The 23642-nt window shown below is 71.3% G+C and carries 17 protein-coding genes; 9 read left to right on the forward strand and 8 right to left on the reverse strand.

Features of this window, described 5'->3' with window-relative positions; translation table 11 throughout:
• Positions 1-130 precede the first annotated feature (130 nt).
• Entirely contained in the window at positions 131-1582 is a 1452-nt protein-coding gene (locus tag AC07AG_RS37150; RefSeq protein ID WP_478760965.1) for an amino acid permease, read from the forward strand.
• Here the strand turns inward: AC07AG_RS37150 and AC07AG_RS37155 are convergent.
• Entirely contained in the window at positions 1563-1994 is a 432-nt protein-coding gene (locus AC07AG_RS37155; RefSeq protein ID WP_478761042.1) for an ATP-binding protein, read from the reverse strand. The two genes, AC07AG_RS37150 and AC07AG_RS37155, sit on opposite strands and share 20 nt — an antisense overlap.
• A gap of 273 nt (positions 1995-2267) precedes the next feature.
• Here AC07AG_RS37155 and AC07AG_RS37160 point away from each other — a divergent pair, with 273 nt between their 5' ends.
• Positions 2268-3095, forward strand: coding sequence for an enoyl-CoA hydratase family protein (locus AC07AG_RS37160; RefSeq protein ID WP_478760967.1), 828 nt, complete (start codon positions 2268-2270; stop codon positions 3093-3095).
• 2 nt (positions 3096-3097) lie between these two features.
• Positions 3098-5401 carry a bifunctional salicylyl-CoA 5-hydroxylase/oxidoreductase gene (locus AC07AG_RS37165; RefSeq protein ID WP_478761044.1) on the forward strand — a complete coding sequence of 768 codons (2304 nt, stop codon included), beginning with the start codon at positions 3098-3100 and terminating at the stop codon, positions 5399-5401.
• Positions 5402-5405: 4 nt separating this feature from the next.
• Here AC07AG_RS37165 and AC07AG_RS37170 read toward each other — a convergent pair whose 3' ends face one another.
• Both AC07AG_RS37170 and AC07AG_RS37175 read right to left on the reverse strand, forming a co-directional pair.
• Complete coding sequence (locus AC07AG_RS37170; protein WP_478760968.1) at positions 5406-6224, reverse strand: PaaX family transcriptional regulator; 819 nt, start codon at positions 6222-6224, stop codon at positions 5406-5408.
• Between the two features lie 4 nt (positions 6225-6228).
• Positions 6229-7869 (reverse strand): AMP-binding protein, encoded by a 1641-nt coding sequence (locus tag AC07AG_RS37175; protein ID WP_478760970.1) that lies wholly within the window; start codon positions 7867-7869, stop codon positions 6229-6231.
• Positions 7870-7972: 103 nt separating this feature from the next.
• Here AC07AG_RS37175 and AC07AG_RS37180 point away from each other — a divergent pair, with 103 nt between their 5' ends.
• Genes AC07AG_RS37180 through AC07AG_RS37190 form a run of 3 tightly spaced genes read left to right on the forward strand, consistent with a single transcriptional unit; the run spans position 7973 to position 10527 of the window.
• The gene (locus AC07AG_RS37180) at positions 7973-9247 is read left to right on the forward strand and encodes an acyl-CoA dehydrogenase family protein (protein WP_478760971.1); all 1275 of its coding nucleotides are present in this window, start codon (positions 7973-7975) and stop codon (positions 9245-9247) included.
• Positions 9244-9642 (forward strand): RidA family protein, encoded by a 399-nt coding sequence (locus tag AC07AG_RS37185; protein WP_478760973.1) that lies wholly within the window; start codon positions 9244-9246, stop codon positions 9640-9642. Before AC07AG_RS37180 ends, AC07AG_RS37185 begins: the two co-directional genes overlap by 4 nt.
• A 48-nt stretch (positions 9643-9690) precedes the next feature.
• Positions 9691-10527, forward strand: coding sequence for an alpha/beta fold hydrolase (locus AC07AG_RS37190; protein WP_478760975.1), 837 nt, complete (start codon positions 9691-9693; stop codon positions 10525-10527).
• An 85-nt stretch (positions 10528-10612) separates the two neighbouring features.
• Here the strand turns inward: AC07AG_RS37190 and AC07AG_RS37195 are convergent, their stop codons facing one another.
• The 3 genes from AC07AG_RS37195 to AC07AG_RS37205 all read right to left on the reverse strand — a co-directional run bounded on the left by AC07AG_RS37195 (position 10613) and on the right by AC07AG_RS37205 (position 15677).
• Positions 10613-11998 carry an FG-GAP repeat domain-containing protein gene (locus AC07AG_RS37195; protein ID WP_478760977.1) on the reverse strand — a complete coding sequence of 462 codons (1386 nt, stop codon included), beginning with the start codon at positions 11996-11998 and terminating at the stop codon, positions 10613-10615.
• 123 nt (positions 11999-12121) lie between these two features.
• Positions 12122-13651, reverse strand: coding sequence for a helix-turn-helix domain-containing protein (locus AC07AG_RS37200; protein WP_478760979.1), 1530 nt, complete (start codon positions 13649-13651; stop codon positions 12122-12124).
• Between the two features lie 121 nt (positions 13652-13772).
• Positions 13773-15677, reverse strand: coding sequence for an amidohydrolase (locus tag AC07AG_RS37205; protein WP_478760980.1), 1905 nt, complete (start codon positions 15675-15677; stop codon positions 13773-13775).
• 156 nt (positions 15678-15833) lie between these two features.
• On the opposite strand from AC07AG_RS37205, the gene AC07AG_RS37210 reads away from it, so the two are divergent.
• Both AC07AG_RS37210 and acnA read left to right on the forward strand, forming a co-directional pair.
• Positions 15834-16826 (forward strand): LacI family DNA-binding transcriptional regulator, encoded by a 993-nt coding sequence (locus tag AC07AG_RS37210; RefSeq protein WP_478760981.1) that lies wholly within the window; start codon positions 15834-15836, stop codon positions 16824-16826.
• A gap of 149 nt (positions 16827-16975) precedes the next feature.
• Positions 16976-19690 (forward strand): aconitate hydratase AcnA, encoded by a 2715-nt coding sequence (gene acnA, locus AC07AG_RS37215; protein ID WP_478760983.1) that lies wholly within the window; start codon positions 16976-16978, stop codon positions 19688-19690.
• Positions 19691-19769: 79 nt separating this feature from the next.
• Here the strand turns inward: acnA and AC07AG_RS37220 are convergent, their stop codons facing one another.
• Together AC07AG_RS37220 and AC07AG_RS37225 are read right to left on the reverse strand one after the other, a co-directional pair.
• Positions 19770-20162, reverse strand: a complete 393-nt coding sequence (locus AC07AG_RS37220) for a VOC family protein (protein WP_478760985.1) — start codon at positions 20160-20162, stop codon at positions 19770-19772.
• 102 nt (positions 20163-20264) lie between these two features.
• On the reverse strand, positions 20265-20618 hold the full coding sequence (locus tag AC07AG_RS37225) for a hypothetical protein (RefSeq protein WP_478760987.1): 354 nt from the start codon (positions 20616-20618) through the stop codon (positions 20265-20267).
• 155 nt (positions 20619-20773) lie between these two features.
• On the opposite strand from AC07AG_RS37225, the gene AC07AG_RS37230 reads away from it, so the two are divergent.
• The gene (locus AC07AG_RS37230) at positions 20774-23638 is read left to right on the forward strand and encodes an AfsR/SARP family transcriptional regulator (RefSeq protein ID WP_478760989.1); all 2865 of its coding nucleotides are present in this window, start codon (positions 20774-20776) and stop codon (positions 23636-23638) included.
• The last annotated feature ends 4 nt before the right edge of the window (positions 23639-23642 follow it).

A 23642-nucleotide genomic window follows, 5' to 3' on the forward strand; every position in this document is an offset into this window, starting at 1 on the left:
CTGAACGCGTCACAGCACGCACCACGCAGCACGCTCACACTGGTGGGGCCGGGGAACACCATCCCCCGGCCCCGCTTCTTTGCGGCACACCCCCGCCGCGACCCAGCACCACCGAAATGAGAACCACCGCATGCGCTCGACCGGTCCGGCAGGACTCCGCATCAAGTCCCCCGAACGCCTCGTCGCCGAATCGGGCGCCGACCTCGAAGGCCACGGCCTGAAGCGCACCATGGGCCTGTTCCAGCTGGTCTGCTTCGGCGTCGGCGCGATCGTCGGCACCGGCATCTTCGTCGGCCTCTCCGACAGCGTCGCCGAGGCGGGCCCCGCGGTCGCCGTCTCGTACTTCCTGGCCGCCGTGACCTGCATCTTCACCGCGTTCTCGTTCGCCGAGCTGGGCGGGGCGATCCCGGTCTCCGGCAGCTCGTACTCCTTCGCGTACGCCTCGCTCGGCGAGCGCACCGCGTTCCTCGTCGGGTGGTGCCTCCTCCTGGAGTACGGCGTCTCCGTGTCCGCAGTGGCGGTCGGCTGGAGCCAGTACCTCAACGAGCTGCTCGAAAGCCTCACCGGCTGGCACCTGCCCGACGCGCTCTCCTCGGGGCCCGGCGAGGGCGGTGTCGTGAATCTGCCCGCCGTCGTGGTGATCCTGCTCGCCGCGGTGCTGCTCGTGCGCGGCATCCGCGAGAGCGCGCGGGCGACGGCCGCCATGGCCATCCTCAAGATCGGGATCCTGCTGCTCTTCCTGGCCATCGCGTTCACCGCGTTCAAGGCCGGCAACCTCACCCCCTTCGCGGGCGCCGGAGCCTCCGGGATCACCGCGGGCGCCTCGCTCGCCTTCTTCTCCTTCATCGGCTTCGACGCGATCACCACGGCGGGCGAAGAGGTCAAGAACCCCCGCCGGAACATCCCGATCGCCATCCTGATCTGCATCGGCGTCGCCACGCTCCTCTACGTCGCCGTCGCCCTCGGAGCGATCGGCGCACTGGGCGCGGACGCGGTCGCCGACAAGCCCGCCGCGCTCTCGCTGGTCGTCAACCAGGTCACCGACTCGACGGTCGGCGGCGGCATCATCGCCTTCGGCGCGGTCGTGGCCATCGCCTCCGTCGTGCTCGCCGTGATGTACGGGCAGACCCGCATCCTGATGTCGATGTCCCGTGACGGGCTCATCCCGCGCGTCTTCGAGCGCGTCTCGCCGAAGACCTCGACGCCGGTCGCCAACACCTGGATCGTCGCGGCGGTCTTCGCCGTCCCCGCCGCCTTCTCGTCGCTCGACGTGGTGGTCAACCTGACGACGATCGGCACGCTGGCGATCATGGTCGCCGTGAACGTCGCGGTGCTCGCGCTGCGCCGCTCGGCCCCGGAACTGAAGCGCAGTTTCCGGGTGCCGCTCTATCCCGTGACCCCGGTCCTGGGCGTGGGTTTCTGCCTCTACCTGATCTGGGGCACGGGCTGGACGACATGGGTGCAGTTCGCCGTGTTCCTGGTCGTGGGCACCCTGGTGTACGCGCTGTACGGGCGACGTCACTCACGGCTCGGCCGGGCGGCCGACGCCGAGGCGGACGCGCCTACGCCGCAGGGAGCGTGAACCAGACCGCCTTGCCGGAGTCGGTGGGGCGGTGACCGCAGGACGAGCTGAGGGTGCGGATCAGGAGCAGTCCGCGCCCGTGCTCCTGCCAGGGGTCCGGCTCGCCCGGCGCTGACGGGTCGGTGAGGTCGCCGGGCGGCAGCGGGTTCGAGTCGTGGACCTCGACCTGGCAGCCGGTCGGCAGGAGCTCGATGACGAGCTCTATCGGGTCGTCCCCCGAGGTGTGCTCCACCGCGTTCGCCACCAGCTCGGCCGTGAGGAGCTCGGCGGTGTCGCTGTCGGCGGACGACTCGATCTCCGTGAGCGCGGTACGCACCAGCGCTCGGGCGATCGGTACGGCCGCGGTGGTGTGCGGCAGCGCGATGCGCCACGAGGCGGGAGCGGGAGGTTCGTGCAAGGCGGGTCCGATCAGGGCAGCAGGAGGTCCTGCTTTCAACCGTACGAATCTTAAGCGCTATGTCGACAGGGTCGACGGTAGGGCATGTCCCGGGACGTCCGGCCCTTGGGTGCTCCAGGTGAAAAGACGTGCATTTCGGGATTTCAGTTCCCGCAAGGGGCCTGTGGGGCCCGTGGGATTCCGCGGGAGAGGCCGCTCGTATCGCGCACTCGTGACGACAGTCACGGACAGGTGATAACTTCGAGAGGTAGACCGCCGCCGCCCCGACCGAGGAGGCCGCACGTCGTCATGAGTCCCTTCACCGGCTCCGCCCCCCGCACCCCCGACTGGCAGCACCTCCGCTTCGAGGTGGAGGACGGGGTCGCCACGGTCACCCTCGACCGCCCCGACAAACTGAACGCGCTCACCTTCGGTGCCTACGCCGACCTGCGCGATCTCCTGGCCGAGCTGTCCCGCGACAAGTCCGTGCGCGCCCTGGTGCTCGGCGGCGAGGGACGCGGCTTCTGCTCGGGCGGTGACGTCGACGAGATCATCGGCGCGACCCTCGGCATGGACACCGCGCAGCTGCTCGACTTCAACCGCATGACCGGACAGGTCGTACGGGCCGTCCGCGAGTGCCCCTTTCCGGTGATCGCCGCCGTGCACGGGGTGGCCGCGGGCGCCGGAGCCGTGCTCGCCCTCGCCGCGGACTTCCGCGTGGCGGATCCCTCGGCGCGGTTCGCCTTCCTCTTCACGCGGGTCGGCCTCTCGGGCGGTGACATGGGGGCCGCGTATCTCCTGCCGCGCGTCGTCGGCCTCGGCCACGCCACCCGGATCCTGATGCTGGGCGACCCCGTGCGCGCCCCCGAGGCCGAACGGATCGGTCTGATCAGCGAGTTGACCGACGAGGGCAAGGCCGCCGAGGCCGCGCAGACCTTGGCGCGCCGCCTCGCCGACGGGCCCGCCCTCGCGTACGCGCAGACCAAGGCACTGCTGACCTCCGAGCTCGACATGCCCCTGGCCGCGGCCGTGGAGATGGACGCCGCGACGCAGGCGCTCCTCATGACCGGCGAGGACTACAAGGAATTCCACGCGGCGTTCACGGAGAAGCGCCCGCCCAAGTGGCAGGGGCGCTGACGATGACGGCCACCGCGCAAGGCGCCGCGCACCGCATCGCCGTCATCGGAGGCGGCCCCGGCGGGCTCTATGCCGCGGCCCTCCTCAAGCGGCTCGACCCGCGGCGCGAGATCACCGTCTGGGAGCGCAACGCATCGGACGACACGTTCGGCTTCGGCGTCGTCCTCTCGGACGAGACGCTCGGCGGCATCGAGCACGCCGACCCCGTCGTGTACGCCGCGCTGCAGGCGGAGTTCGTGCGCTGGGACGACATCGACATCGTGCACCAGGGCAGCCGCCACACCTCGGGCGGGCACGGCTTCGCGGCACTCGGGCGACGCAGGCTGCTCGGCATCCTGCACGAGCGGTGCCAGGAACTCGGCGTCGACCTGCGCTTTCGTGCCGAGGCGCCCCCTGCGGCCGAGCTCTCGGCCGCGTACGACCTGGTGATCGCGGCGGACGGCGTGCACAGCCTCACGCGCGAGGCGCACGCCGAAGCCTTCGGGCCGAGCGTCGAGACGCACCGCTGCCGGTACATCTGGCTGGCGGCCGACTTCGCCTTCGACGCCTTCCGCTTCGAGATCGCCGAGACCGAGCACGGCGTGATGCAGCTGCACGGCTATCCGTTCTCCACTGCGGGGACCGGTGAGTCCACGGTCATCGTCGAGATGCGCGAAGAGGTGTGGGAGGCGGCCGGGTTCGCGGAGCTCGACGAGCGGGAGTCGACCGAGCGCTGCGCCAAGATCTTCGCCGACGCGCTCGACGGCCGGGCGCTGCGCGGCAACAAGTCCGCCTGGATCAACTTCCGCACGGTCGTCAACAAGCGCTGGTCGCACGGCAATACGGTCCTTCTCGGCGACGCCGCCCACACCGCGCACTTCTCCATCGGCTCCGGCACGAAGCTCGCCGTCGAGGACGCGCTCGCGCTCGCCGCCTGCCTGGAGGAGCGGCTTGGCATCCCCGAAGCCCTCGCCGCGTACGAGACGGAGCGCCGCCCCGTCGTCGAGTCCACGCAGCGCGCGGCCCGCGCGAGCCTGGAGTGGTTCGAGCGGCTCCCGGACTACCTCGGCCAGCCGCCGCGCCAGTTCGCGTTCAACCTGCTCACCCGCAGCCGCCGCGTCACCCACGACAACCTCCGCCTGCGCGACGCCCACTTCACCGAGTCCGTCGAGCGCGAATTCGGCTGCCCGGAGGGTACGCCGCCGATGTTCACGCCCTTTGCCCTGCGCGACCTCACCCTGCGCAACCGCGTGGTCGTGTCGCCCATGGACATGTACTCCGCGGTGGACGGCGTCCCCGGCGACTTCCACCTCGTCCACCTGGGCGCGCGGGCGCTCGGCGGCGCGGGCCTGGTCATGACCGAGATGGTGTGCGTCAGCGAGCGGGGCCGCATCACGCCGGGCTGCGCCGGGCTCTACACCGACGGGCAGGCCGAGGCCTGGCGCCGGATCACCGACTTCGCGCACGCGCAGGCGCCGGGCACCGCGATCGGCGTCCAGCTCGGGCACTCGGGCCGCAAGGGCTCGACGAAGCTGATGTGGGAGGGCATCGACGAACCCCTGGACGAGGGGAACTGGCCGCTCGTGGCCCCCTCGCCCCTCCCGTACAAGGCGAACAGTCAGCGCCCGCACGAGCTGGACCGGGCCGGACTCGACGCGATCCGCGAGCAGTTCGCCGCGGCGGCCCGGCGGGCCGACGACAGCGGATTCGACCTCCTGGAACTGCACTGTGCGCACGGCTATCTGCTGTCCGGGTTCCTCTCGCCGCTGACCAACCACCGGACGGACGAGTACGGCGGCTCACCGGAGAACCGGCTGCGCTTCCCCCTCGAAGTCTTCGACACGATCAGGGAGTTGTGGCCGGACGGCAAACCCATGACCGTCCGCATCTCGGCCACCGACTGGGCCGACGGCGGCACCACCGCGGACGACGCCGTCGGGATCGCCCGCGCCTTCGCCGCGCACGGAGCAGACGCGATCGACGTCTCGACGGGCCAGGTCGTATCCGACGAGCGCCCCGCGTACGGCCGCTCCTACCAGACCCCGTTCGCCGACCGCATCCGCAACGAAACCGGCGTCCCCGTGCTCACGGTCGGCGCCATCTCCTCCTGGGACGACGTCAACTCGCTGATCCTGGCGGGCCGTACGGACCTGTGCGCGCTCGCGCGCCCGCATCTGTACGACCCGCACTGGACGCTGCACGCGGCGGCCGAGCAGGGTTACGCGGGACCGGGGGTCAGCTGGCCGCAGCAGTACGGAGCGGGCAGCCGCCGACCGCAGACGGGACGCACGGATGCACCCAAGCCCCGCCTGAAACTGGGGAGTTGACGCTTCAGGAGGCTTCCTGCGTCACGAAGCGCCCGCCCGCGTCCCGCAGCCGCCCGTCGAGCGCCGCGAACACCTCGGCCGACCTGTCCCCGGGCCACCCGTCCGGGAGGAGTTCCCCGGGCAGCCCCGGATCCGCGTACGGCAGCCGGCGCCAGGAGTCCAGGGCCAGGAGGTAGTCGCGGTACGCCTCTTCGGGCGGGGTGTCCGTCCGTGCCTGCCAGGCCCTGAGCACCGGCTCGTGCCGGTCGAGGAACGCCTCGTGCTCCTTGGCGATCGAGGAGAGGTCCCACCAGCGGGCCACCGCGTCAGCCGTCGCCGCGAAGCCCAGGTGCTCGCCCCGGAACAGATCGACGTACGCGGCGAGCTGGAGACGCTCCAGGGTGTGCCGCGTCTCTTCATAGAGGTGCGCCGGGGCGATCCACACCCCGGGAGCCGCCGTTCCGAAGCCGAGTCCGGCCAGGCGGGAGCGGAGCACATGCCGCTTCTGGCGTTCCGACTCCGGTACCGAGAAGACGGCGAGCACCCAGCCGCCGTCCTGGCGCGCGGACGGGGGAGTGGCGTAGATGCGCCGGTCACCGTCCTCCAGGAGCTGCCGCGCGTCCGGCGACAGGGCGTACCCCGCCGCGCCCGTCGCCGTCCGCCCCGGGACGAGCAGCTCGCGCCGCTTGAGCCGGGACACGGACGAGCGCACGGAGGGGGCGTCCACGCCGACCGGGGCGAGGAGCCTGACCAGCTCGGCGACGGGCACCGGGCCGGGGGCCGCGCGCCCGTAGGCGCCGTAGAAGGTGACGATCAGGGACCGTGGAGTGTGCTGCTCGGACACGTGATCACTCTACGGGGCCCGGCTCCCGCAGCCGGAACCGTTGCAGCTTGCCTGTCGCGGTGCGCGGCAGCGCGTCCAGGTAGACGATCTCGCGCGGGCACTTGTACGGCACGAGCTCGCTCTTCACGAACTCGCGCAGCCGGTCCGGGTCCCGCTCCGTTCCCGGGCGCGGGACGACGTAGGCGACGACTGTCTGCCCGCGCAGCTCGTCGGGGCGCCCCACCACGGCCGTCTCCAGGACGTCCGGGTGGCGCAGGAGCGCCTCCTCGACCTCCGGGCCCGCGATGTTGTACCCGGCAGAGATGATCATGTCGTCCGCGCGGGCCACGTAGGTGAAGTAGCCGTCGGCGTCACGGACATACGTGTCGCCGGTGACGTTCCAGCCGTGGCGTACGTACTGAAGCTGCCGGTCGTCGCCCAGATACCGGCAGCCGACGGGGCCGCGCACGGCGAGCAGGCCCGGCTCCCCGTCCGGCACCGGGGCCCCCGAGCCGTCGACCACGCGCGCGTGCCAGCCCGGAACGGGGCGGCCCGTGGTGCCGGGCCGGATCGTCTCGTCCGCGGCGGAGATGAAGATGTGCAGGAGCTCGGTCGCGCCGATGCCGTTGATGATGCGAAGACCGGTGCGCTCGTGCCAGGCCTGCCAGGTGGCGGCCGGCAGGTTCTCGCCCGCCGACACGCACCGCCGCAGCGTGGAGATGTCGTGGGCGTCCGGCTCGCGCAGCTCGTCGAGCATGACGCGATAGGCGGTCGGCGCCGTGAAGAGCACGCTCACGCCGTGCTCGGCGATCGCGGGCAACAGCTGCTTGGGGCCCGCCTGTTCGAGCAGGAGCGACGAGGCGCCGAACCGCAGCGGGAAGATGACGAGCCCGCCGAGCCCGAAGGTGAAGCCGAGCGGGGGGCTGCCCGCGAACACGTCGTCGGGCCCCGGCTTCAGGACGTGGCGCGCGAAGGTGTCGGCGATGGCGAGCACGTCACTGTGGAAGTGCATGCAGCCCTTGGGACGCCCGGTGGTGCCGGACGTGAAGGCGATGAGGGCCACGTCGTCCGCCGCGGTGTCGACGGCCTCGTACACATCCGGCTGACGGGCGGCGCGGGCCAGCAGGTCGTCGTCCCCGTCCCCGCCGAAGGTGGTGACGGCGAGCCCCGGAATCCCGGCCTTGACCAGGTCGTCCACCACGCGGGCGTCGCACAGCGCGTGGCCGGCCTCCGCTATCTCGCACATGGTGGCCAGCTCGTGCGAGCGCTGTTGGGCCAGGACGGTGACCGCGACCGCGCCCGCCTTCATCACCGCGAGCCAGCAGGCCGCGAGCCAGGGTGTGGTGGGGCCGCGCAGCAGGACGCGCTGGCCGGGCCGGACGTCGAGTTCGCGGGTCAGGACGTGCGCGATCCGGTCGACGTGCCGCTGCAGCTCGCCGTACGTCCACACGTCGCCGGAGCCCGCACGGAAGGCGGGCCTGTCGGGGCCGAGCCGCTCCACCGTCCGGTCGAGGAGCTCGGCGCCGCAGTTGAGGCGGTCGGCGTAATGCAGTTCGGGCCGGTCGCGGACCAGCGCCGGCCACTGCTCCGGCGGCGGGAGATGCTCCCGGGCGAAGGTGTCGACGTGAGCTGATGGGTGGAGTCGGAGTGCACTCTTGGCGTCCACAGCGGGTCGCCCCCTTGCCGTTCGGGCTTGTGGTGAGCTCGCACAACGAGCGTATCGTGATGGTGACGACAGTCAACGGTGCGCGATAGAGGAGGGGCCCGGCATGACGGCATTCTCGCTCAATCCGGAACAAACCGCCTGGTGTGCGGAGCTGCGCACCCTCGCCGGCGAGCGGCTGCGCCCGCTGGCGGAGAAGGGCGAGCCGGGCCGGGTGAACCGCCCGCTGGTGGAGGCGCTGGGGGAACTCGGCCTCCTCGACCGCCTGTTCGCGGGGGAGGGGGCGGGCGAGAGGGTGGGCGCGTCCGGTGCCTCCTCCGCCTCGCGGACCCCGCACGCCACATCGGGCGCTCTGGGCCTCTGCCTCCTGCGCGAGTCACTCGCCTACGCCTGTACGGAGGCCGAGACCGCGCTGGCCCTGCAGGGGCTCGGGGCGCACCCCGTCGCCGCCTACGGCTCCGCGCGCCAGCGCGAGCAGTGGCTGGCCCCCGCCCGCACGGGGCACGCCGTCGCCGCCTTCGCGCTCTCCGAGCCCGGCGCGGGCTCGGACGCCGCCGCGCTTGCCCTGGACGCGGCACCGGACGGCCCCTCCTCCTGGCGGCTCACCGGTGAGAAGTGCTGGATCTCGAACGCCCCCGAGGCCGACTTCTACACCGTCTTCGCCCGTACGACCCCCGGCGCGGGCGCCCGCGGCGTCACCGCCTTCCTCGTGCCCGCCGATCGCGCGGGCCTCACCGGCACCCCCCTGGACATGCTCTCCCCGCACCCGATCGGTGCCCTCGCCTTCGACGGCCTGACCGTCACGGGCGACGACGTACTCGGCGAGGTCGACCGCGGTTTCCGCGTCGCCATGACCACCCTCAACCGCTTCCGCCCCAGCGTCGGCGCCTTCGCGGTCGGCATGGCGGCCGCGGCGCTCGACGCGACGCTCGCGCACACCGCCGAACGGGACGCGTTCGGCGGCAAGTTGAAGGATCTGCAGGCGGTGGCCCACCAGGTCGCGGAGATGGCCACGCGCACCGAGGCGGCCCGCCTCCTGGTGCACGCGGCAGCGGCGGCGTACGACCGCGGCGAACCGGACATCGCCCGACGCGCCGCCATGGCCAAGCTGATGGCCACGGAGACGGCGCAGTACGTCGTCGACGCCGCGGTCCAGCTGCACGGCGCGCGCGCCCTTCAACGTGGCCACCTGCTGGAGCACCTCTACCGCGAGGTGCGTGCGCCCCGCATCTACGAAGGCGCGAGCGAGGTCCAACGCACCATCATCGCCAAGGAGTTGTACGCCGAGCAGTCGGCGGCACCGTCCTCCCCGCAGTCCGTCCCGCATGCTGTACCGCAATCCGCCCCGCAGTCCACCACCCGTGAGGAGCCCTCCGTATGAGCCTCGAACGCGTCAACCCCGTTGAACTCTCCCCGCCCACCGGCTTCTCGCACGCCGTCACCGCGACCGGCGGGCGTCTCGTCTTCCTCGCGGGCCAGACCGCGCTCGACGCCGAAGGGAAGGTCAACGGCACCACCCTGCCCGAGCAGTTCGAGCTGGCGCTGACCAATCTCCTCACCGCCCTGCGCCACGCGGGCGGCACCCCCGCCGATCTCGCCCGCGTCACGGTATACGCCACGGACGTCGCCGACTACCGCACCCAGGCCCCCCAACTCGGCAGGATCTGGAAGAAGTTGGCGGGCCGCGACTACCCCGCCATGGCGGTGATCGGCGCAGTCCGCCTCTGGGACGAGGAGTGCCTCGTGGAGCTGGAGGGGGTGGCGGTGCTCGACTGACCCGCATAGCGTCAGGTCCACCATCGGCGAGGAAACGGGGCCGCGGCCATGGCGCGGATCGAGCTCACCGCAGGACCGGTCGAGTACGAGGACACGGGAGGCACGGGCACTCCGCTCGTCCTCCTGCACGGTCTCGTCCAGGACGGCAGCGTATGGCGCCATGTCGTCGAGGAGCTGGGCGAGGAGTTCCGCTGCCTGGTGCCGACCCTCCCGTACGGCAGCCACCGCGTGCCGCTGAAACCGGGCGCCGAGCTGACGCCGCGGACCATGGCCCGGCTGATCGGCGAGTTCGCCGACGCGCTGGAGCTCGGCGACGACGCCGTCTTCGTCGAGAACGACGCCGGGCGGCTCCAGCAGCTGGCGGCCGAGCGCCCCGACCGCGTCGGCCGGATGGTCATCGCGGGCTGCGAGGCCTTCGACAACTACCCGCCGCGCGCGGGCGGCAAGATGATGGACGCCGCCGCACGCGTCCCCGGCGGCATCGCGCTCCTGGTCCGCATCCTCTCCGTCCGCGCCCTGCGCCGCGTCCCGGGCACGGGGTACGCGGTCATGGCACACCGCCCGGTCCCGCACGACCTGATCGACCGCTGGCTCGAACCCCTGCTCACCGAACCCGAGGCCCGCGCGGTCCTGGTCCGCTATCTGCGCTCCGCGCGCAAGTCGGAGATGGCGGAAGCGGCGGAGCGCCTGCGCACGTACGACAGGCCCGCCCTCGTCGTCTGGGGCAGGCAGGACAAGATGATGCCCCCCGAACACGGCCGCAGATTCGCCGAGTTGCTCCCCAAGAGCCGCCTGGTGGAGCTGGACGACTGCCGCACTCTGATCCCGCTGGACCGCCCGGACGGGCTGGCGGCGGCGATCCGGGAGTTCGTGGCAAGCACCTGAGGGGTCCCCTGAAGTGCGGTCATGGACCCGCGGGCCGGTGGGGGCTGGTCCCGCGGTTCCCCGCGCCCCTTACGGGGCGCGGACCTCAGCCCCGCCCCGCGAACCTCGTCGTGGCGAACGCGGCCTTGTCCCGTGACGACGTGCCGTCCGTGATCCACCAGTGCGTGGGGTTCTCGCCGTACAGACCGAAGAGCGTGCCCCTGCCCCAGTTCAGAATCAGCTCCTCCTTGCCGTCGGCGTCGAAATCGGCGGCGGCGTACGGGCGCGCGTGGCGCCACTTGGCCGGGGTCTTCTTGCCGCTCGCGCGGGCGGGCCCCTCTCTCAGGACCTTCGTCCGCTTCTCGCCCTCGATCAGGAGCGCGCCCGCGTTCGTGGCCACGACGATGGCGTCCTTGCCGTCGCCGTCCGGGTCCGCGGAGGTGTAACCGCCGGGCCCGTAGCCGGAGTTGCGGCTCTCCGGGATCTTGTACGTGACCGGGTCGCCGCCCTTGCCGGGGTAGACCGCGAGTGAGGAGACCGTCTCCGGCTCCTCCTCCGTGTCCGGCTCGTCGTTGCGGCTGCCGTCGTCGCCGATGGCCAGATCCCGGGCGCCGTCGCCGTCGTAGTCGCCGAACGCCACCGCGTTGCCCTTGCGCAGCTCGACGGAGGTGCGGGAGAGGCCGCTTCTGTCGCGCGCCGGATAGAGGATCCCGTCTGCCTGCTCGCCGTCGTCGCCCTCGTGGACGAGGAGACCGGTCGCGTGCGGCTCGCCCGACGGGTCGATGTCGTCCGCGGCGAGCCAGGCTCCCCTGCCCGGCCGGGTGTCGGTGCGGGCCGGGGCGCCGGTGCGGGCGAAGGGACCGTACAGAAGGACCACGGACCCGTCCTGCCGGAGCGCCGCGATGTCGTGGTGGCCGTCCCCGTCGAAGTCGCCCCGCTGGGGGCCGGTCAGATCCACCCCCGGGCCGCCCGCCGGTATCGGGATCCGGGCCGCCTCGGCATCGGTCTTGGGACCGCTGGGGCCACCCCAGTCCACGACCGGCCGCTGCCGCTCCTCGTACCAGCCGCCCTTGGACTCTTCCTCCGGCACCTTCTCGGTGATCGTGGTGACGAAGTCGGGATAGCCGTCGCCGTCCAGGTCGGCGGTGGTGACGGTGCCGGGCGCGTAGTCGTACACGGCGTGCGTCGACGGATCGAGCCCCTTGGCGGAGCCGAAGACGACGCCGGTCGCGCCCTGTCCGTTCTCGCTGAGGGGGGCCAGGGGCACCAGCAGATCGCGGTGCCCGTCCCCGTTGATGTCGTCCGGGTCCTTGGAGCCCTTCCCGCCGGAGGGCACCGGACGGGACGCCGTCGGGGTCGACACGGGGTTGTCGTCACCCTTGGACGACCTTCCGCTGTCGCCCTTCTCGCCGCACCCCGCCGCGAGCAGGGCCAGCGAGGCACAGAGCACGACGAGGGCGCGTGTGCCGGGGACAAGGGTGCGATCTGCCATGCACCCACCCCAACACCGCGCCCTCGTACACCTCCAGGGACGACCGGTGATCGTTGCCCAGTCGTAGCGGGAGAGCCGCGCGGCGGGACCCGCTTGGTCCGCTTGGACCCGCTTGGACCTGCTCTAGATGTCTCGGAACGTCTCGATCTGCGCGCCCACCGAGTTGAGGCGCTCGGCCAGCTCCTCGTACCCGCGGTTGATCACGTACACATTGCGCAGGACGGACGTGCCCTCGGCGGCCATCATCGCGAGCAGCACGACCACGGCCGGCCGCAGCGCGGGCGGGCACATCATCTCGGCGGCGCGCCAGCGGGTCGGGCCCTCCACCAACACGCGGTGCGGGTCGAGGAGTTGGAGGCGCCCGCCGAGGCGGTTCAGGTCGGTCAGATAGATCGCGCGGTTGTCGTAGACCCAGTCGTGGATCAGCGTCTTGCCCTGCGCCGCCGCCGCGATGGCCGCGAAGAAGGGGACGTTGTCGATGTTCAGGCCGGGGAACGGCATCGGGTGGATCTTGTCGATCGGCGCCTCCAGCTTGGAGGGCCGGACGGTGAGGTCGATCAGGCGCGTACGGCCGTTGTCGGCGAAGTACTCCGCCGTGCGGTCGTGGTCGAGCCCCATCTCCTCCAGGACCGCGAGCTCGATCTCCAGGAACTCGATCGGGACGCGCTTGACCGTCAGCTCGGACTCCGTGACGACCGCCGCGGCGAGCAGGCTCATCGCCTCGACCGGGTCCTCGGAGGGGGAGTAGTCGACGTCGACGTCGATGGTGGGGACGCCGTGCACGGTGAGGGTGGTCGTGCCGATGCCCTCGACCTTCACGCCGAGCGCCTCCAGGAAGAAGCACAGGTCCTGGACCATGTAGTTCGACGAGGCGTTGCGGATGACGGTCGTGCAGTCGCTGCGCGCCGCGGCGAGCAGGGCGTTCTCGGTCACGGTGTCGCCGCGCTCGGTCAGCACGATCGGGCGGTCCGGTACGACGTCACGCGCGACCTCGGCGTGATAGAGCCCCTCGGTCGCGGCGATGTCGAGCCCGAAGCGGCGCAGCGCGATCATGTGCGGCTCGATCGTGCGGGTGCCGAGGTCGCAACCGCCCGCGTACGGCAGCTTGAAGCGGTCCATGCGGTGGAGCAGCGGACCCAGGAACATGATGATCGAGCGGGTCCGGATGGCGGCCTCCGCGTCGATCGCCTCCATGTCGAGTTTGGCGGGCGGCACGATCTCCAGGTCGACCCCGTCGTTGATCCAACGGGTGCGGACGCCGATGGAGCCGAGCACTTCGAGGAGGCGGTAGACCTCCTCGATGCGCGCCACGCGGCGCAGCACCGTGCGTCCCTTGTTGAGCAGGGAGGCGCAGAGCAGCGCCACGCAGGCGTTCTTGCTCGTCTTGACGTCGATGGAGCCGGAGAGGCGGCGGTTGCCGACGACGCGCAGATGCATCGGCCCGGCATACCCGAGGGAGACGATCTCGCTGTCCAGCGCTTCGCCGATACGGGCGATCATCTCAAGGCTGATGTTCTGGTTGCCGCGCTCGATGCGGTTCACGGCGCTCTGACTTGTGTTGAGCGCCTCGGCAAGCTGCGACTGCGTCCAGCCCCTGTGCTGACGGGCGTCGCGGATGAGCTTGCCGATACGTACGAGGTAATCGTCTGCCATGTTCCGCAGGTTATCTCAGATATGAGATGACGCACGAGCTGGGGTAGGCCATACGTGAAACGTCCGATTCAGTACGGAAGTTCCCGTACGTCGTTTCCGTACGCCACGTGCCCGTACCGGGTCAGCCGCATCCGCACGAGGCGTGCCGCCCACCGTGCACCGCGGCCTGCGCCGTGGGCCGGGGCCCGGCCGCCGCGCGCGTCACCCGGGCGGCTGCCGCGCGCCCGGCCGACGATTCGGCGTCATGCACCACTGTGCCTCCGGTCAACGTCAGACGCACTTCGGCAGAGCTGATATCGGCCACCGGACACCGCGTCACATCGCGGTCGAGCAGCACCAGATCGGCCGACTTGCCCCGTTCGACGGTTCCGGTGAGATGGTCCATACGGAGCTGACGCGCCGTGCCGAGGGTGTGCATGAGCAGGGCGGACGAGCGGCTCAGACCTTCCTGCTCGCGGTACAGGTCACCTTCTGCCTCTTCTCCCTCGGCCCCGAACCGGTCGACGGAGGTGCGCACCTGGTTCCACACCTGGAGCGGATCGACAGGCCAGTCCGAGCCACCGGAGAGCCGCGCCCCGTGCCGCTCAAGGCTGCGCGCCGGGTACTGCCAACGGTGGCGCGCGGCACCGATGTAGGGCAGCAGGGCGTCCATGGTCCAGGTGTTGCGGGTGGCCCACTGGAGCTGCATGCAGGGGATGACGCCGAGCTGGGCGAAGCGCGGCAGGTCGGCGGGGTCGACGACCTGGAGATGGGCCGTGGTGTTGCGCAGGCCGCGCACGCCGGTCGTGCGCAGGGCGTACGCGTACGCGTCGAGCGAGGTGCGGACCGCGCGGTCGCCGATGGCGTGCGCGTGCATCTGCCAGCCGTCCTTGTTGAAGGCGGCCGTGAGCCTGCCGTAGTCCGCGGCGGACACGTACAGCTCGCCGCGGTGGTCGGTCGGCTTCCCGTCCTCGTCCAGATAGGGCTTGAGCAGCGCGGCGGTCTGGGCGGGGTACTCGATGACCCCGTCGAGGAAGACCTTCACCGTGCCGAACCGGAGCCCGCGCACACCGCCGAACGTGTCACGAAGACCGCGCGCGAAGGCGAGGGCCGCGGCCGGGTCCTTCGTCTTGTCGGTGTCGATGCGCAGGGCGGGCACGATGCGCTGCGGCAGCTTCCCGCTCTCGGAGAGTGCTTTGTAGAGGGCCAACTCGCCCTTGCCGACGACGGCCTCCATGAAGGTGGTGATCCCCGACGCGGCGGCCTCGGCGAGGGTCTTCGCGGCGGCGGCGACGAGCTGCTCCTGGTCGGGCTCGGGGATGTGCCGGGTGACGAGCGGCTGTGCGTCGTCCTTGAGCACGCCGGTCGGCTTGCCGTCCGAGCCCTTGACGATCTTGCCGCCGACCGGGTCGGGCGTCGATGCGGTGATGCCCGCGATGTCGAGGGCGCGCTGGTTGACCCAGATGTTGTGCCCGTCGCCGCCGCGCAGGGCGATGGGCCGCCGGGTCGGCAGGGCATCGAGCATGGAGTGGTGCGGAGCGGTCCCTTGCGGCAGCAGCCCCACGGGGTTCCAGTCCTCCACGACCAGCCAACCGTCGGGCTCCTGATCGGCGGAGTCCTTCAGGAAGTCCGTCAGGGTCTTCTGCAGGTCGGCGACGGTCTGTTCGGCACCGGCAAGGGACGGCTTCAGCGAGCGGCTCGCGGCGTCCATCGGGTGGGCGTGCCCGTCGTGGATCCCGCTCATGAGGGTGCCGCCACGCGCGTCGACGACTTCGGTGTCCCGCCCGATGAACCGCTTGAGCGCGCCGTCGCTCCCGACGGCGAGGATCCGCCCGTCCCGCCCGACGGCGACGGCCTCCGCGCGGGAGTGCCCCCGGGTGCCGGTGAAGACACGGGCGTTGTGCACGACGAGGGAGGCGGAGCGGCGGGGCGATGCGGTGGCGGTGGGCGCACCCACGGCGGTGAGCAGCCCGGCGGCCCCGGCGGAGGCGAGCAGTCCGCGCCGGGAGAGGGGAGTGGGGAGGGGAGTGAGGTGCGGGGAAGGCATGAGCGACTCCTGAGGGCGGCCCGGCCCCGGACGCGCGCGATGTGTCGCGGGGTAATCGGACGGGTGGGCGGGAAAGATCCGCCGCGAAGCGGCGGCACAAAGACTCGCCGCGTAACCCGTTAACCAGAACCCACCCGCCACGACGGAATCCGTACGATGTCCCCCGTGCCAAGGCCAACCCTCGCCGACATAGCCCGCGCAGCGGAGGTATCGACCGCGACGGTCTCCCACGCCCTGAACGGCACGGGCCGCGTGGGCGAGTCCACCCGCCGCCGGGTACGCGAGGCAGCCACGGCCCTGGGCTACGGCGCACCCCAGGCCCCGCGCACGCGGATACTCGGAGTAGCCGTCACCACGTACCCCCGAGCCTGGAACTACACGGAAGTCGCCTACTTCTCCCGGGCCATCACCGCCGCCACCGCCACGGCCCACGCCCGCGGCTACGCCCTCACCACGCTCCCCGCGGACCGCGTGACGGAGGACACCTGGCACAGCATCGCTGTGGACGGAATGCTCGTCATGGACAGCCCGCGAGGCGACCCCATGGTCCGTGCCCTGCGCGCCCGCGGCATCCCGCTCGTCTTCGACGGCGTCCCCGGCGACGTACGCCCCGGGGATCACTGGGTGGACAACGACCACGTGGCGACCACCCGCGAGGTCCTCGACCACCTCACGGCCTCCGGCGCGACCCGCATCGCGCTGCAGTCGGGCGACGGCGACGAGCACTACGCGCGCGTGGTGACCGAGACGTACGTCGCCTGGTGCGCCGAGCACGCGGTGTCCCCGCTGGTGGTCCCCTTCATCGCGTACGACGATGAAGGTCACGCCTTCGACGAGGTGCTCGGACGGATCGACGCCGTCCACGCCGCCTATGACCCCGGCGGCCGCCAGCTCCTCGCCGCGGCGGCCCGGCACGGGCTGCGCGTCCCGGACGATCTGCTGCTCGTCTGTGCGAGCGAGGATCCGGGGTACGCGGAGACCGAGCCGCCTGTCACCACGGTGACCCTCGACCCGGAGCGCACGGCCCGCACGGCGGTGGCGCTCCTGGTCGACCTGATCGAAAAAGGGCAGCCCGATACGCCCCGGCCGGTCATGGTCCCGGCGGGCGTGAGGCAGCGCACCTCGTCGCGACGCCGGGTGATGTACTAGAGTTATCTCGACATCGAGATATCTGCCGAGGCGCACCAGAAGCCGCCACCCGGTAAGGGTTACCTAACTAAGCCTTACCTTAGCGGATCGACGAGGAGTCGTGGCGGCAGGATGTGACGGAAACGCGCACATATATGAAGGAGACTGTCGTGTCGGCGAACAGCTTCGACGCCCGCAGCACGCTGCGCGTGGGCGACGAGTCGTACGAGATCTTCAAGCTGGACAAGGTCGAGGGCTCCGAGCGCCTCCCTTACAGCTTGAAGGTGCTGCTGGAGAACCTGCTCCGCACCGAGGACGGCGCGAACATCACCGCCGACCACATCCGTGCGATCGGCTCCTGGGACTCCCAGGCCCAGCCCTCGCAGGAGATCCAGTTCACGCCGGCCCGCGTGATCATGCAGGACTTCACCGGCGTGCCCTGCGTCGTCGACCTCGCCACCATGCGTGAGGCCGTCAAGGAGCTCGGCGGCGACGCGGACAAGGTCAACCCGCTCTCCCCGGCCGAGCTGGTCATCGACCACTCCGTCATCGCCGACAAGTTCGGCACGGCGGACGCCTTCGGCCAGAACGTCGAGCTGGAGTACGGCCGCAACAAGGAGCGCTACCAGTTCCTGCGCTGGGGCCAGACCGCCTTCGACGACTTCAAGGTCGTCCCCCCGGGCACCGGCATCGTCCACCAGGTGAACATCGAGAAGCTGGCCCGTACGGTCATGACCCGTAACGGCCAGGCCTACCCCGACACCCTGGTCGGCACCGACTCGCACACCACGATGGTCAACGGCTTGGGCGTCCTCGGCTGGGGCGTCGGCGGCATCGAGGCCGAGGCCGCGATGCTCGGCCAGCCGGTCTCCATGCTCATCCCGCGCGTCGTCGGCTTCAAGCTGACCGGTGAGCTGCCCGCGGGCACCACCGCCACGGACCTCGTCCTCACGATCACCGAGATGCTGCGCAAGCACGGCGTCGTCGGCAAGTTCGTCGAGTTCTACGGCGAGGGCGTCGCCGCCACCTCGCTCGCCAACCGCGCCACCATCGGCAACATGTCGCCGGAGTTCGGCTCCACCGCCGCGATCTTCCCGATCGACGACGAGACGCTGAAGTACCTCCGCCTGACCGGCCGTGACGCGCAGCAGGTCGCGCTCGTCGAGGCGTACGCCAAGGAGCAGGGCCTCTGGCTCGACCCGGCCGCCGAGCCCGACTTCTCCGAGAAGCTGGAGCTCGACCTCTCCACGGTCGTCCCCTCCATCGCCGGCCCGAAGCGCCCGCAGGACCGCATCGTCCTCGCCAACGCCGCGCAGCAGTTCGCGCTCGACGTACGCAACTACGTCGAGGACGACGACGAGGCGGGCAAGGAGTCCTTCCCGGCCTCCGACGCCCCGGCCTCCTCGAACGGCGTTCCCTCGCGTCCGACCACCGTCACCGCCCCCGACGGCTCGACGTACGAGATCGACCACGGCGCCGTCACCGTCGCCGCGATCACCTCCTGCACCAACACCTCGAACCCGTACGTGATGGTCGCCGCCGCGCTCGTCGCGAAGAAGGCCGTGGAGAAGGGCCTGACCCGCAAGCCGTGGGTCAAGACCACCCTCGCCCCGGGTTCCAAGGTCGTCACCGACTACTTCGACAAGGCGGGGCTCACCCCCTACCTCGACAAGGTCGGCTTCAACCTCGTCGGCTACGGCTGCACCACCTGCATCGGCAACTCGGGCCCGCTGCCCGAGGAGGTCTCCAAGGCGGTCAACGAGCACGACCTGGCCGTGACGTCCGTCCTCTCCGGCAACCGGAACTTCGAGGGCCGCATCAACCCCGACGTCAAGATGAACTACCTGGCGTCCCCGCCGCTGGTCGTCGCGTACGCCCTCGCGGGTTCGATGAAGGTGGACATCACCAAGGATGCGCTCGGTGTCGACCAGGAAGGCAAGCCCGTCTTCCTCGCGGACATCTGGCCGACCGAGGCCGAGGTGAACGACGTCGTCGCCAACTCCATCGGCGAGGACATGTTCAACAAGTCCTACCAGGACGTCTTCGCGGGCGACGCCCAGTGGCAGGCGCTCTCGATCCCGACCGGCAACACCTTCGAGTGGGACCCGCAGTCGACGTACGTCCGTAAGCCCCCTTACTTCGAGGGCATGACGATGGAGACCACCCCGGTCTCCGACATCACGGGCGCCCGCGTCCTGGCCAAGCTGGGCGACTCGGTCACCACCGACCACATCTCCCCGGCCGGTGCGATCAAGGCCGACACCCCGGCCGGCAAGTACCTCACGGAGCACGGCGTCGAGCGTCGCGACTTCAACTCCTACGGCTCGCGCCGAGGCAACCACGAGGTCATGATCCGCGGCACGTTCGCCAACATCCGCCTGCGCAACCAGCTCGCGCCGGGCACCGAGGGCGGCTTCACGCGCGACTTCACCCAGGCTGACGGACCGGTGTCGTTCATCTACGACGCCTCGCGCAACTACATCGAGCAGGGCACCCCGCTCGTCATCCTGGGCGGCAAGGAGTACGGCTCCGGCTCGTCCCGCGACTGGGCCGCCAAGGGCACCGCGCTGCTCGGCGTCAAGGCCGTCATCACCGAGTCGTACGAGCGCATCCACCGCTCGAACCTCATCGGCATGGGCGTCCTGCCGCTGCAGTTCCCCGAGGGCCAGTCCGCCGACTCCCTCGGCCTGACCGGTGAGGAGACCTTCTCCTTCGCCGGCGTCACCGAGCTGAACGAGGGCCGTACGCCCCGCACGGTCAAGGTCACGACCGACACCGGCGTGGAGTTCGACGCGGTCGTCCGCATCGACACCCCCGGTGAGGCCGACTACTACCGCAACGGCGGCATCATGCAGTACGTGCTGCGCTCGCTGATCCGCAAGTAGGCCTCAGCGGCAAGCAGTTGAGGGCCGCACCCCCGTTTCGGCGGGGGTGCGGCCCTCGTGCTCTGTCCGCGGGCGTGTCCTACCGCTGCGGCCAGCCGCCGTACGGGACCGTGATCAGTTCCATGGCGTGGCCCGCCGGGTCCAGGAAGTAGACCCCTCGGCCGCCGTCGTTGGTGTTGAACTCGCCCGGCAGCTTCTGTTGCGGGTCCGCCCAGTGATCGATGCCGCGTTCCGAGATCTTCTCGTACGCCGCCTCGAACTCCTCCTCGGAGACGAGGAAGGCGTAGTGCTGCGGGGTGATCTTGTCCGCGGGGATGGTCGCGAAGTCCAGGGTGACTCCGTTGGTCAGGGCCACCGCGATGAACGGGCCCCACTCCGAGGTGATCTCAAGGCCCAGCAGGTCCGCGAAGAAGTCGGCGGACTCCCGGTTGTCCCGGGCGTGGATGATCGTGTGGTTCAGCTCGACTGACAAGGAATGCCTCCAGAAGGCATCTCCTGACACCTCCATGCCTCACCCAGCCGGTGACCGACACGCGATGTCGCCGTCGATCTTAGCCACGGCGACCTCGCGCTGTCACCCTTCTTCCCAGCCGACACTGCCGACACCCGTGCCGGCGATGCAGCGGGCACTCGACACGTCGGACGCGCCCGGCTTCAGCGTCTTCCACTCTCCGGCGGTGTCGGGCCACTCCCCGCAGACCACCGTGACGCGGAAGGCCGTCACGACACCGGTGTTGTTGGTGCAGTGCGCGTGACCCCAGTAACCGTCGGTGTCCGTGGTGCAGCTGAGGACATTGGCCGCCGCGGCCGGTTCCTGCTGTGCCGCCGCCGCGCCCGGCGCGACGGCGAACACCGGCAGTACGGCGGCCGCCACCGCCGCGAGCTTGAGGGCGAGCCCGGTGAGGCGGCGAGGCTTGTCGTTGTTCATGGGTGGGTCTCCTTCGGGATTTCCGTGGCGGTGCACCGGACGTGCGCCGCTTCTTCCACTGCTGTGATGTTTGCGAGGAGCCCTCTCGTGCCGGTCACTCGATGGTCACTCGACACTCACCCCTCGTGCTGGAATGATGACTCTGGGTTACGGGGGTGAGGATCACGGAGTTCGAGTACAGGCTTCTGGGGCCGCTTGAAGTGCTGTCCGGCGGCAGGCCCGTGGAGATGCGGGCAGCCAAGCAGCGGGCCCTTCTGGCGTCACTCCTGGTGGACGCCAACAAGGTCGTTCCCACCGACACCCTGATCGCCAGACTGTGGGAGGACGAACCGCCGGACGGCGCCCGCAACGCCCTGCAGAATTACGTGCTCCGGCTGCGCCGCACGCTGAGTGGTCCGTCCGGCGGGCCGATCCGCACCTGCGCCGACGGCTATCTCATCGACGTGCCCGACGAGGCCCTGGACCTGCACCGGTTCGACGCCCTGGTCACCCGCGCCCGGTCCGCCGCGGCGGCGCAGGCTGCGGAGAGGGCTTCGGCGCTGCTCGGCGAGGCCCTTGCGCTGTGGCGCGGAGAGCCGTTCGCTGACGTTCCGTCGGAGCGGCTGCGCCTTGACGTCGCCCCCGCGCTGGACGAACGCCGCCTCGGCGCCCTGGAGTTGCGCACCGACGCCGATTTCCAGCTCGGACGGCACACGGACGTACTGCCGCGCCTGCGCGAACTCACCGACGCCCACCCGCTGCAGGAGCGCTTCTGGGCGCAGCGCATGCTGGCCCTCTACCGCTCCGGCCGGCAGAGCGAAGCCCTGGAGTGCTACAGGACCGTCGGCGCGCTGCTGAGCGAGGAGCTGGGCGTCAGCCCTGGCCCGGAGCTGTGGCAGCTCCATCAGCGGGTGCTCACCGCGGACCCCTCCCTGACCACGCCCTCGTCGCCGCGGGGCCCACGCGCCGAGGGCAATCTGCCCGCCGAGACGACGACGTTCATCGGCCGGGAGAGCATGCTCCGCAGGACGCGGAAGCTCCTGGAGAACGCCCGCCTCGTCACGCTCACCGGGCCGGGCGGAGTCGGCAAGACGCGCCTCGCGCTGCGCGCGGCGGCCGAGGCCTCCTGGGCCTTCCCGCACGGGGCATGGCTCGCCGACCTCGCACCGCTGACCGAACCGCAGCTCCTGGACCGCGCGGTCGCCGAGGCGCTCGGCATCCCCGACCAGTCACTGCGCCCCGGCACGGAGGTGCTCGTCGAGCACCTGCGGGAACGGCAGTTGCTGCTCGTCCTCGACAACTGCGAGCACGTCGCCGATGCGGCCGGCCAGCTCCTGAGTACGCTCCTGGCGGCGGCCCCAGGCCTGCGCGTGCTGGCCACCAGCCGCCAGGGGCTGCGCGTGCCCGGCGAGTATCTGCTGCCCGTACCGCCGTTGGCCGTCCCGCACGACCGGGGCGCACCACCGGTGGCCGCGCGCTGTGAAGCCGTGCGGTTGCTGGCCGACCGCGCCGAGGCCTGCGCCCCGCACTTCCGGATCACCGGACGCAACGAAGAAGCCGTGGGTCGCCTGTGCCGCCGCCTGGACGGCATTCCGCTGGCGATCGAGCTGGCCGCCGTGCGTCTCGGCGCGCTCTCGGCCGAGGAGATCCTGGAGCGCCTCGACGACCGGTTCCGGCTCCTCTCCCACACCGGGAAGCCCACAGGACCCCGGCATCAGCGCACCCTGCGCGGCGTCGTCGACTGGAGCCACGACCTGTGCGACGAGCGCGAGCAGAGGCTGTGGGCAGAGGTGTCGGTGTTCTCCGGCGGCTTCGACCTCGCGGCGGCCGAGGCCGTGTGTCCGGGCGAGGACACCCACCGCGAGGACATCGTGGACGTCCTCGCCGCCCTGGTGCACAAGTCGGTGCTCACCGTCGACACCACCGGCCCCCGAGCCAGGTACCGCATGCTGGAGACCCTGCGCCAGTACGGGCAGTGCAGGCTCCAGGAGCTCGGCAGGGACATCCCGCTGCGGCGGCGCCACTGCGCGTACTACGCGGACATGACCGCACGGGCGGCGGAGCGGTGGTGCGGGCCCGACGAGGTCGCCTGGCTGTCCCGGCTGCGCCTGGAGTCGCCGAACCTGCGGGCGGCCCTGGACTTCTGCGTCACGGGGGAGGGCGACGCCACGGTCGGCCTCGGGATCGCCGCGAACCTCACCCGCACCCGGTACTGGTTCTTCAGCAGCTCGCTCGGGGAAGGCCGCCACTGGCTGACCCGCGCCCTTGACCTCGCCCCGACGGCGCCCGCCCCGCTGCGCGTCGGCTGTCTGGCGCTGGCCGCCTGGATCGCGCTGTGCCAGGGAGACCAGTCCGCCGCTGAAAGATTTCTGGCCGATGCCGTGCGGCTCGGCCAGGACAGCGGGGACGGCGAAGCACTGGCCGTGCTCACGTACATGGAGGGCGCCTTCGCCTTCCTCGTCCACGCGGACGCGGGGTCCATCGCGCTCCTGAGCCGGGCCAGGGAGTGCTTCCGGGCCGGCGGTCAGGTGGGTGATGCCCACATGGCGACGATGCTCTGGGCCATGGCGGCGGCCTTCCTCGGTGAGCGGGAGCTCGCCCTGGCGGCCGGGCGGGAGTACGTGACCGAGGCCGACACCCACGGCGCGGGCTGGGCGCACTCGTGGGGGCTGTGGGGCATGGGGCTCGCGGAGCTCCGGCACGGCGACCCGCACCGGGCGGTGGCCCTGTTCCGTGACTCCCTGCGCCGACAGCGGGCCATCGGTGACCGCTGGGGGACCGTGTGGGGCGTCGAGGCCATGGCCTGGGCCGTTGCCGCGACAGGGGACCACGGCCGCGCCGCCCGGCTGATAGGAGCGGCGTGCCGGCTCCTGCGGACGACCGGCGTCGCGCTCACGGGCCTGCGTCCGCTCCACGAGGCGCATGCGGAGACCGAGCGCCTCGTGCGCAGCACCCTCGGCGAGCGGGCTTTCGCGGCGGCCTTCGCGGAGGGAGCGGCGACGCGGGACGCTCTGCGGCTCGCGCTGGGCGGGACCGGATGAGCGG

It is taken from the genome of Streptomyces sp. NPDC044044, assembly GCF_056434405.1.

Bases quoted from the DNA above. Each gene is read 5' to 3' on its own strand.
- AC07AG_RS37150 (WP_478760965.1), top strand. From the start codon at position 131: ATGCGCTCGACCGGTCCGGCAGGACTCCGCATCAAGTCCCCCGAACGC.
- AC07AG_RS37160 (WP_478760967.1), top strand. From the start codon at position 2,268: ATGAGTCCCTTCACCGGCTCCGCCCCCCGCACCCCCGACTGGCAGCAC.
- AC07AG_RS37165 (WP_478761044.1), top strand. From the start codon at position 3,098: ATGACGGCCACCGCGCAAGGCGCCGCGCACCGCATCGCCGTCATCGGA.
- AC07AG_RS37180 (WP_478760971.1), top strand. From the start codon at position 7,973: ATGACGGCATTCTCGCTCAATCCGGAACAAACCGCCTGGTGTGCGGAG.
- AC07AG_RS37185 (WP_478760973.1), top strand. From the start codon at position 9,244: ATGAGCCTCGAACGCGTCAACCCCGTTGAACTCTCCCCGCCCACCGGC.
- AC07AG_RS37190 (WP_478760975.1), top strand. From the start codon at position 9,691: ATGGCGCGGATCGAGCTCACCGCAGGACCGGTCGAGTACGAGGACACG.
- AC07AG_RS37195 (WP_478760977.1), bottom strand. From the start codon at position 11,998: ATGGCAGATCGCACCCTTGTCCCCGGCACACGCGCCCTCGTCGTGCTC.
- AC07AG_RS37200 (WP_478760979.1), bottom strand. From the start codon at position 13,651: ATGGCAGACGATTACCTCGTACGTATCGGCAAGCTCATCCGCGACGCC.
- AC07AG_RS37205 (WP_478760980.1), bottom strand. From the start codon at position 15,677: ATGCCTTCCCCGCACCTCACTCCCCTCCCCACTCCCCTCTCCCGGCGC.
- AC07AG_RS37210 (WP_478760981.1), top strand. From the start codon at position 15,834: ATGTCCCCCGTGCCAAGGCCAACCCTCGCCGACATAGCCCGCGCAGCG.
- AC07AG_RS37225 (WP_478760987.1), bottom strand. From the start codon at position 20,618: ATGAACAACGACAAGCCTCGCCGCCTCACCGGGCTCGCCCTCAAGCTC.